The 10,896-nt window shown below is 61.2% G+C and carries 7 protein-coding genes; all 7 read left to right on the top strand.

Going from position 1 to position 10,896, the window contains the following annotated elements:
• Position 1: 1 nt before the first annotated feature.
• A complete protein-coding gene (locus AC1RJY_RS20865) occupies positions 2-2,062 on the top strand; it encodes a PTS mannitol transporter subunit IICBA (RefSeq protein WP_014923083.1) in 2,061 nt (686 codons plus the stop codon).
• Entirely contained in the window at positions 2,062-3,210 is a 1,149-nt protein-coding gene (locus AC1RJY_RS20870) for a mannitol-1-phosphate 5-dehydrogenase (protein WP_011776461.1), read from the top strand. Before AC1RJY_RS20865 ends, AC1RJY_RS20870 begins: the two co-directional genes overlap by 1 nt.
• Positions 3,211-3,381: 171 nt before the next feature.
• Positions 3,382-4,332, top strand: coding sequence for a siderophore ABC transporter substrate-binding protein (locus AC1RJY_RS20875; RefSeq protein ID WP_498603168.1), 951 nt, complete (start codon positions 3,382-3,384; stop codon positions 4,330-4,332).
• Between the two features lie 11 nt (positions 4,333-4,343).
• Positions 4,344-5,351, top strand: a complete 1,008-nt coding sequence (locus tag AC1RJY_RS20880) for an ABC transporter permease (protein ID WP_498603169.1) — start codon at positions 4,344-4,346, stop codon at positions 5,349-5,351.
• A complete protein-coding gene (locus AC1RJY_RS20885) occupies positions 5,344-6,378 on the top strand; it encodes an iron chelate uptake ABC transporter family permease subunit (RefSeq protein WP_498603170.1) in 1,035 nt (344 codons plus the stop codon). The genes AC1RJY_RS20880 and AC1RJY_RS20885 overlap by 8 nt, the downstream gene beginning before the upstream one ends.
• Before the next feature lie 25 nt (positions 6,379-6,403).
• A complete protein-coding gene (locus AC1RJY_RS20890) occupies positions 6,404-7,162 on the top strand; it encodes an iron ABC transporter ATP-binding protein (protein ID WP_011776457.1) in 759 nt (252 codons plus the stop codon).
• Positions 7,163-7,417: 255 nt separating this feature from the next.
• Positions 7,418-10,896, top strand: a 3,479-nt coding sequence (locus AC1RJY_RS20895; protein WP_498603171.1) for a DUF7507 domain-containing protein, incomplete at its 3' end; no start/stop codon positions are given.

A 10,896-nucleotide genomic window follows, 5' to 3' on the forward strand; every position in this document is an offset into this window, starting at 1 on the left:
CATGGCAACAGAGACCGTTGCGAAGCCCCGCACCAGCGTGCGCGTTGGTGTCCAAAAGTTCGGAACATTCCTGTCCGGCATGATCATGCCCAACATTGGCGCCTTCATCGCCTGGGGCCTCATCACGGCCCTGTTCATCGAGAAGGGGTACATTCCTGTGCCTGTGCTCGGTGGCTTCGGCACCAACGCCGAGGGTGTTCCCAACGTGGGCCTGGTCGGCCCGATGATCACCTACTTGCTTCCCCTGCTGATCGCCTACACGGGCGGCAAAATGGTCCATGACGTCCGAGGTGGCGTCGTCGGCGCCATCGGTACCATGGGCGTCATCGTCGGCGCCGGCATCCCGATGTTCATCGGCGCCATGATCATGGGCCCCCTCGGTGGCTGGACCATGAAGCAACTCGACCGCCTGTGGGACGGCAAGATCCGCCCTGGCTTCGAGATGCTGGTGAACAACTTCTCCGCCGGTATTTGGGGTGCGATCCTAGCCCTCCTCGGCTTCTACGGCATATCACCGCTGGTGACGGCGTTCAGCACCGGCGCAGGGAACGTGGTCCAGTTCCTCGTCAACAACGGACTCCTCCCGCTGACCAGCATCTTCATTGAGCCGGCCAAGGTCTTGTTCCTCAACAACGCCATCAACCATGGCGTGCTGACGCCGCTGGGCATCCAGCAATCGCTGGAGCAGGGCAAGTCGATGCTTTTCCTCCTCGAAGCCAACCCCGGCCCGGGCTTCGGCATCCTGCTGGCGTATATGTTCTTTGGCCGCGGCGCCGCGAAGGCTTCTGCTCCCGGTGCAGCGATCATCCATTTCCTCGGTGGCATCCATGAGATCTACTTCCCGTACGTCCTGATGAAGCCCGTCCTGATCCTCGCTGCCATTGGTGGCGGCATGGCCGGCATCGCAACCCTCGCTGTCACCAACGCAGGCCTGGTGGCGCCGGCCGCCCCCGGTTCGATCTTCGCCGTGCTCGCCCAAACGTCCCGCGATAGCTACTTGGGCGTCATTCTTTCCGTGGTCTTTGCAACCACTGCCTCCTTCCTGATCGCTTCATTGATCCTCCGTCTCTCCAAGAACAAGGGTGAGGACGACCTCTCCGCAGCTACATCCCGCATGGAGGCCATGAAGGGCAAGAAGAGCTCCGTCTCCTCGGCACTTACCGGGAACAACGCTGGCGCCCAGGCCGGTACCGTCCTCACTCGCCCCGTCCAGAACATCGTGTTCGCTTGCGACGCCGGCATGGGTTCCAGTGCCATGGGTGCCTCGGTCCTGCGCAATAAGATCAAGGCGGCCGGCTTCCCGGAGGTCAAGGTCACCAACTCGGCGATCGCCAACCTCAACGACAGCTACGATGTGGTGGTTACGCACCAGGATCTGACCGAACGCGCCCAGCCGAGGACGGCCAGCGCCGTCCACTACTCGGTGGACAACTTCATGAATAGCCCCAAGTACGACGACATTGTTGAACTGGTCCGGAGCAGCAACACTGAAGGTGCGGCTTCCGACGCAGGAACGACGGCGGAATCCACCGCCGGAGCCCAGCCCGCCGCCGCAACCTCAGTAGCCGCCGGCCACGGTGCGCATGTCGCCGAGCCGGTTGCCGCCGTCGAAGGTCAAGCCGCCGAAGGAAAAGGTGTCCTGCTCCGCGAAAGCGTGGTCCTGAACGGCACTGCAACCGACCGTGACGCAGCGATTGACGAGGCCGGAAAGCTCCTGCTGGATCGCGGTGCCGTGGATGTCAGCTACGTCCACGCCATGCACGAGCGCGAGGAATCCGTGTCCACGTACATGGGCAGCTTCCTGGCGATCCCGCACGGCACCAACGATGCCAAGGAACACATCAACCACTCGGCAGTGTCCATCATCCGCTACCCGGAGGGCATCGACTGGGGCGGCAAGCAAGTGAAGTTTGTGGTTGGCGTGGCAGGCCTCAACAATGAGCACCTCCACATCCTGTCCTCGATCGCCAAGATCTTCACCAACAAGGCACAGGTGGCCCAGTTGGAAGAGGCAACCACGGTTGATGAAGTTTTGGAGCTGTTCGGAAAGGTCAACGCATAGTGAAGGCAGTTCATTTTGGGGCAGGCAACATCGGGCGTGGCTTCGTGGGGCTGCTGCTTCACGAGGCCGGCTATGAGGTGGTGTTCGCGGATGTTGCGGACGCGCTGATCAGCCAGCTCGCCTCGGCAAGCAGCTACGACGTCCACGAGGTGGGCGAGAACCCGGCGGTCAAGACCGTTAGCGGCTTCCGTGCCTTCAATTCCGCTTCGCAGGAAGCTGCTGTTGTGGAGGAAATCTCGACGGCGGATGTGCTCACCACTGCTGTGGGGCCGCACATCCTGAAGTTCGTGGCACCGGTGATCGCCCGCGGGCTGGCCGTCCGGCCCGCGGACTTGCCACCCCTTCAGGTCATGGCCTGCGAGAACGCCATCAATGCCACGGACCTCCTCCACACGGAGATCCGGGCGGCTTGGGACGACTCCGCCGGCGACCTGGACGCCGTCGCGGTTTTTGCCAACACCGCAGTGGACCGCATCGTCCCCAACCAGGCGCCAGGCCAGGGCCTGGACGTCACTGTGGAGACGTTCTACGAGTGGGTCATCGACCGTACGCCGTTCGGTGGCAACGCCCCGAAGATTCCCGGAGCTACCTTCGTGGACGAGCTGGGGCCGTATATCGAGCGCAAGCTGTTCACGGTGAACACCGGCCATGCTTCTGCTGCGTACTTCGGCTACGCAGCCGGGCTTGAGAAGATCTCCGATGCCATGGCGGATCCGGCTGTGGCAGCGAAGGTCCGGGCGGTGCTGGAGGAAACCAAGGAACTGCTGGTGGCCAAGCACGGGTTCGAGGAGGCTGAGCAGGAAGCGTACGTGCAGAAGATCCTTTCCCGCTTCACCAACCCGCACCTGCCGGATACCGTGAACCGCGTGGGCCGGGCGCCTTTGCGGAAGCTAAGCCGGCACGAACGGTTCGTTGGTCCGGCGGCGGAGTTGGCCGAACGCGGCGTCACGCCGGCGGCATTGCTTGAGGCAATGTCTGCAGCCCTCCGTTTCGACGACGGCAACGACGACGAAGCCGTGGAACTCACCAACTTGCTGTCCGAACTGGACGCGGCTGCCGCCGTCGAACGAATCACGGAACTGACGCCGACGCACCCGCTGTTCCCGGCGTTGCAAAAGCTCGTGGAGGATCGGCAGGCTGAAGCGTAATTTCCACAACCGATTGTCATAAAGGCTCTCCGGCGGGAGAAAAACAAGTGAGTTCCGTCACTTTTGCCCGCTGGAGAGCCTTTCGGTTTTGAAGTTAGCCTCACCTTACTAATAGAGTCAACAGGCAATTAGGCAACACATCTATGACTTATTAGTGAGTGGAGTACAGGCGTGAAGAAGAGGCTGTCGAGCTACATCGGGGCACTGGCTGCAGGCGCTGCCTTGCTGACTGTTACGGCGTGTGGAGGCGGGGCAACGGCGTCTTCGCAGCCCGAGGAAGCCAGCACCATCACCATCGAGCACGCCCAGGGCTCCACGTCCAACGTTCCCGTGAACCCGGAAAAGGTTGTCACGTTCGATCTGGGCGTTTTGGACACCATGAACGCGCTCGGCGTCGAGCCCACCGGTGTTCCCGAAGCCAGCTACCCGGAGGCGCTCAAGAAGTTCTCCGAGGCCAAGTACACCAAGGTGGGCTCGCTCAAGGAGCCGGACTTTGAGGCTGTCAGCTCCGCTGCTCCGGACCTCATCATCGTCTCCGGCCGCACCGCCGGCGCCTACGAAGAACTGAGCAAGATCGCCCCCACCATCGATCTCTCCGTGGATGCGGCCAAGCCGATGGAAAGCTTCAAGGCGCAGACCGAGAAGCTCGGCAAGATCTTCAAGAAGGAAGACGAAGTCGCTTCCAAGCTCGCTGAGGTAGACAAGACCGTGGCCGACACCAAGGCCAAGGCAGCTACCGCCGGCAAGGGCCTGATCGTCCTGACCTCCGGCGGCGAAGTCACAGCGTACGGCGCGGGCTCGCGCTTCGGCATCATCCATGACGTCCTGGGCGTTCCGACGGCGGCCGACGTCAAGTCCGAGGGCTCCCACGGCGAGGCCGTTTCCTTCGAATACATCAAGGAAACCAACCCGGACATCCTCTACGTCATCAACCGCGACACTGCGATTGGCACGGCCGGCTCCACGGCCAACCCGATCCTGGACAACGAGCTCGTGAAGTCCACCAACGCCGCCAAGAACAGCAAGATCGTTAACCTGGATCCCGCAGGTTGGTACATCGTGGGCTATGGCTTGAACAACGTCCAGGCCATGGTCACCGCAGTGGCCGACTCGGTCGCTTAGCCTTAACTGAAGTGACAACCACAGCCGTGCGCCCCACGGCACCAGCAAGCCGCAACCGGACTGGCGAGACCGCCCGCCTGGTTGCGGCTGCGGCCGTTGTGTTGGTGATCGCCGTCGGCAGCATCTTCGTTGGGGTCAGTGACGTCTCACTGCCCGCGCTGTTGGCGAACGACGCCGGCGCTTGGGAAATCTTCTGGGTGTCCCGGGTGCCGCGGACCCTGGCTGTGGTCCTGGCCGGGATGGCCGTTGCCGTCGCCGGGTTGATCATGCAGCTCATGGCCCGGAACCGGTTCGTTGAGCCGTCCACAGTGGGCACCGTGGAGTCGGCCACACTCGGCATTCTGGTGGTCACAGTGCTGGCTCCGGACTCTCCAATACTCACCAAGATGCTGGTGGCGTCTGTGTTCGCGATCCTCGGCACGGCGTTGTTCCTGGCGATCCTGCGCCGGCTCCCGGCCCGCAACACCCTACTCATTCCCTTGGTGGGCATCATGCTGGGCGGCGTTATTGCAGCAATCACTACGTTCTTTGCCTACCGCTTTGATCTCCTGCAGACACTGAGCAACTGGATGATCGGTGACTTCTCCGGCGTGCTGCGTGGACGCTATGAACTTCTGTGGATCGTGGCTGTCTTGGTGCTGGTGGGCCTCTTTGCTGCTGACCGCTTTACCGTGGCAGGCATGGGCCAGGACTTCACCACCAACCTTGGCCTGAACTACGCCCGCACCATGCGGCTCGGCCTGATGATCGTCTCGCTGATCTCCGCCGTCGTTGTCACCACTGTTGGCGCTGTTCCCTTCCTGGGACTCGTGGTCCCCAATATCGTCTCATTGCTGTTCGGCGACAACCTCCGCCGGGCAGTTCCATGGACTGCGCTTTTTGGAGCGGCGTTCGTGCTGCTCTGCGACATCATCGGCCGGACCATCCGTTTCCCCTACGAGGTTCCTGTGGGCATGGTCATGTCTGTCCTTGGCGCCATCCTCTTCCTCTTCCTGCTCCTGAGGAAACGCAATGCCTGAAACCTCCGTGCCGTCTCCATCCTTGACACCCGTCGCTCCCGTATCCGCGCGCACTCGCTGGCGGGACGCTGTCCGAAGCACCCCTCCCGGACTGGTGATCGCCATTTTGGCGATTGCCGCCGTCGTGCTTGTTGCGGTGTTTCTGACCATCGACCTCAAAGGCAACATCGCCTACATCCTGCCGCGCCGGGCCATCAAGGTGTCCGCGATGCTGCTGGTGGCCGTGGCGGTGGGCGTGTCCACGCTGCTGTTCCAGACCGTCACGGCCAACCGGATCCTGACGCCGTCCATCATGGGCTTCGATTCCCTGTACATCCTGGTGCAGACCGCGCTGGCTTTCGTGGCCGGTGCTGCGACCCTGGCTACGGCTCCCTCCACGCTCAAGTTCGGGCTGGAGATCCTGCTGATGGTGGGGTTCAGCGCGTTCCTGTACCGGTGGATGTTCACCGGAGCCACGCGATCGCTGCATCTGCTGTTGCTCGTGGGAATTGTTCTGGGCACGTTGTTCCGCGGTTTCTCTTCGCTCCTGCAGCGGCTGATGGAGCCTAGCGAGTTCATCATCCTGCAGGACCTGTTCTTTGCCAGCTTCAACAATGTGGACCCGGGGCTCTTGGGTGTTTCCGCGCTTTTGGTCGCTGCCGTGTGCTTTGGCGTCTGGCGCATGAGGCACACCCTGGATGTCCTGGCGCTGGGCCGTGAAGTAGCCATCAACGTGGGCGTCGACCACAAGCGTGTGGTGATGCGTGTGTTGCTGGCATGCTCGCTGCTGGTGGCGATTTCCACTGCGCTGGTGGGTCCTGTGACGTTCTTCGGGCTCCTGGTGGTCAGCCTCGGCTATCAGCTCTGCCGTGGATTCCGGCACGCCTGGTTGCTGCCGATCGTGGTCCTCATTGGTGCGATCGCACTGGTGGGTGGCCAGCTGCTGCTGGAGCGTGTGTTCGGGTTCGCCGCGGCTCTGAGCGTGATCATTGAGTTCACCGGCGGCATTCTCTTCCTTTACCTGTTGCTGAAAGGCTCGCTGAAATGACCGCTAAGATGAGCGGAATCCGCCCATGATTACCGTCCGGAACGTCACCAAGCGCTACGGCGGCACCACCGTACTGGACGATGTCAGCTGCGAGATTCCCCGTGGCGGCATCACGTCCATCATCGGCCCCAACGGTGCGGGCAAATCCACACTGCTTTCGTTGGTCAGCCGCCTCCAGCCCATGGACGCCGGGAGAATTTCCGTAGCCGGGCTGGATGTGGCCGCGACCCCCAGCAAAGAATTGGCCAAGACCATGGCCATCCTTCGGCAGGAAAACCACCTGACCATGCGGCTCACGGTCCGCGACCTCGTGGCGTTTGGGCGCTTCCCGCACAGCGGCGGCCGCCCGACGATCGAGGACTTGGAGCATGTGGACGAGGCCATCCGGCAGCTGGACCTCACATCCATGGCGGACAAGTTCGTGGACGAGCTCTCCGGCGGGCAGCGACAACGTGCCTATATTGCCATGGTCTTGGCGCAAGACACTGAATACCTGTTGCTCGACGAGCCGCTCAACAACCTGGACATGAAGCACTCAGTGGAAATGATGCGGCTGCTGCGGCGTTTGGCTGACGAACTCGGAAAGACCGTTGTGCTGGTGGTCCACGACATTAACTTTGCGTCCTGCTACTCGGACACCATCCTGGCCATGAAGAACGGCAGGCTCATCCACCAAGGCGCACCCTCGGACATCATGCGCGCCGGGATGCTGTACGACGTCTACGACATCGATATCCGCATCGAGGAAATCGACGGCAACCGCATTGGTGTCTACTTCGCCTGATCGTTTACGGCTCAAGGGTTTATCAACAGTTCTCACTGACTGAAATTGCGCTCCGTCACGTTTGCGGAACCCTGCCCACTACTTAGAGGAAGGAGAGCGAACGCTCACTTTCTACCCCTAACCGCCCCGTTCTGTGCACCCAGTCTTGTGCACGCCGGCGGCGCCACCCGGGACTAAGCGAAGGAGCAGTGGATGTTTGCATTACCGTCATGGGGCCGTTCCGGCCGTCGCGGCCGTCGGGAAAGGAGTCCCGACGTGAGCGCGGGGCCCCTGCGCAAGGCCCGGAAAAAAACCCTTGCGGCAAGGAATTCTGCCCTGCGTTTGCCGGCAGCAATGCTTGCCATAGGAGTCACTGCGGGTTCACTCATGCTGGGCGTCTCCCCGGCCATGGCAGCCGCCGGTGATTTCACCATCACGCTCTCCGCCCCCGAAACGGTCCCGCTGAGCCAGAACTACAACTACACCGCCACCGTTGATTTCAGCGGCGTTGATTCGTCCAATCCGGCAACCGGCGTAGCCATGACCACAACACTTCCGGAAGGTACCACCTTCGCGGGTCTCCCCCTTGGTGCCTCTTCGCCAGTGCTGAACCATAGCTACGATCCCGCTACCCGGGTATTGAGCATGACCCTCGACGAAACCACCGAGGACCTGGTCAGCGTTGTGTACACGGTGTCGCAGGTGGACAACGAGCACAAATACGAGGGCTTTCCGCTGACCACGGAGATGACCGGTACCGGCGGCCCCAGCGGCCAAGTAGCATCCGGGCCGGTCACCTCACTAGTCACGGGTCCGCATGATTACCGGGCGCAAAAGATTGCCACCACTATTACTGGCTCCACGCATCGCGAGGTGACGTACAGGTTCAACGTGTGCTCGGAGGAAAGCTACATGAGTTTCTCCGCCTTTGCGCAGAAACTCTCGGACGTCTTCCCCGCGGGCGCAGAATTCGCCTCTGCCTCAACGGGCGTTGGTCAATGGGACACGAGTGCATGGCCCGCAGCCACCTGGACCAATGACGAACGCTATGACCATACCGGATACTGCCTGGACCGGAGCGGAACCGGCATCTGGCTTACCGTACGGTACCCGGACCATGTTGCCGGCTGGGAGGACGGTCAGCAGCCTCCCGTCAACACGGTGACGTTGGAGACCACGGACGCCAACGGTGTGGTTCGAGCCGGCACCCCCGCCTCTGCGCAGGGCCCTGCTTTCAGCCCCAGCGGTGGCGTAACAGCGGCTATTGAAAAATCGTCAGGAGGACAGACCTCGGCTGGCATGATAGCCAGAAGCACATACGTCAATGCCTCCTACCTTGGACCGCGGAACAGCCCGGAGGCCGACGACCTCGTTGTCACCGATAGCGGCGCAGCCGGTAGCAGTTCTGAGGGGTGGTATCACCACAACGATGTCACTGGAATCAACGTGGCCTTCAGCCCGGTGCTGTCCACGGAGAATCTCCCTTACACCTTTGAGTACCAGACTGATTTCTCAGATGCGTGGCAGACCTTCATTCCTGCAAATCCAACAACCAACACAGCATTGTCGTTGACCGTGCAGAACACCGGTTCAAGCGGCTGGGAATCTTTCAACGGTAACAACACGCTCGATCTGCCCGTCGGCTCCATTCTGACAGGGTGGCGAATCTCCGTTGCACCCGGCGGCGAAACAGTGCGGGTGAGCTCGGAGGTTCGGGTCACTGTAGGAAGTGTGCCGGTCTTCCGCGATATCACCGCTGGTGTGCTCGCGGCGAACAGCCCTGCGGGTATTGCGCCAGGACCAGTGAACAACACCGCCACGCTCAAGGCAGGCGACCTGACAGGAGAGGCGTCCGATGCCTTTACCCCTCTGGATTCTGTGTACCTGACCACCAACGTCTCTGCTCCTTCGGTCCTGAGCGTGGGTGATGCAGGCACCATCAGGGCCGGCATCGTGAACCAAAACCCCTCGGAAACCTACAAGGATGCCGCCATGTCTGTGGTGCTTCCCTGCGGCGTTCAGTACGACCCCACCAAGACCATCACGCCGGTTACGGACCTTGCTGTGGGAGTGGAGCCCATCCCGGCTATCGGCAACGGGGTGACGGTGGATTCCACCTCTCGGGTCACGGACGCAGACGGTTGTGAACTGCAGGTGGTTACCTTGACCTACGATCAGATCAGCCCGATGCGGGACCCCAAGGAATCTTCAGACCGCCGGGTTGAAAACACAGGATGGCAGTACGACATTCCGGTGACGATCCTTGCCAAGGCTTACCACCCCGACTCCTCCTCCGTCCAAGTCGAGTCCTATGCCTACACATCAGACCCGCGTTTCGTCGGAGTTGCTGATGGCGGCAAGGCCGAGCAGACGGTGGCGATGACGGGCTACGGTGCCTTCTTCGGCGAAGACATCTACAACTTCGATGCTGCACGGTCGAGTGTCGCCAAGGCTACTGGCCGTGTGTCGCTTAACATCGCCGGTGGTTTGCTGCTCGATAAGTTGTCCAGTTCCTCGGCAACTGGTCCCTGGTCCTTGGCAACCACCGTTGACAGGAACGCATACTGGCAGGTTTACGTCAGCAACGTCCTGCCAAACCCGGTTACCGATACCACCTTCTTTGACCGTTTGCCGGCAGTAGCAACAGGCGACGACTTCGACGTCGTCCTTGCAGGTGCAGTAACGGGCGCACCAGTTGGAGCGAAGATCGAATACTCCACCGACGCCACAGATGCCACCTCGGGTAGCTGGTCCACTGATCCGGTCAACGCCACTGCGTTCCGGATGTTCGTTGACGCCTTGGCTTCCGGCGATGACTTCACCTTGGTGGTTCCTACCAAGGTGACGGGCGATCCCAGCTTCGGACAGAAGGCCACCAACGTCCTCGTGGCAGCGGGAACCTACAACGGGAAACCAGTACAGTTCGCTACTAACCAGGCTGCTGTGAATGTTACTGGTGCTCCTGCATTGGGAATCGTGAAGAAGACCAACGGAAAAGCCTACTCGTCAGCTCCCGGTGCAATCGTCACCAACGGTTCGGACGTGACATGGACCTACGAGGTAACCAACACAGGCAGGACGCCGCTCTCAAATGTGGCAGTTTCCGATGAATATTCGGCAGGGGATGGCAGCACTGGCACGTTGGTTCCCACGTCGAGTGATACAGGCGCACTGGCACCCGGCGAAACCCGGGTCTTCACCGCTCATGGCACCGCCGTGACAGGTCAGTACCACAACACAGCTACCGCAACGGCCACGGCCACCGACGCAGAAGGAACCCCGCTGGCCCAGCAGCCCGCACCGGCTACCGCTGAGTCTTGGTACCGTACCGGCGAAGCCGGGTTGTCTGTTGTGAAGACGACTAATGGTGAGGATGTTGAGGCTGCTCCGGGTCCGCAGTTGGTTCCTGGCAGTGATGTGAAGTGGGCGTACACGGTGACCAACACCGGGAACGTTGCGTTGAAGGATGTTCTGGTTGTTGATAAGGACAGTGCCGGCAAGGAGGTGTTCTCGGAGACGGTTCCTTTGTTGGCTCCGGGGGATTCTGTTGAGTTGTCGGCTCAGGGTAAGGCTGTTGAGGGTCAGTACAAGAACACTGTGCGGGCTTCGGCGGCTGATCCCAATGGTGGTCCTGATCTGAGTGCTTCGGATGATTCGTTCTACTTCGGTGTTGTTACCGGGTTGTCTGTTGTGAAGACGACTAATGGTGAGGATGTTGAGGCTGCTCCGGGTCCGCAGTTGGTTCCTGGCAGTGA

It is taken from the genome of Arthrobacter sp. GW822-FHT05G07, from assembly GCF_058799755.1.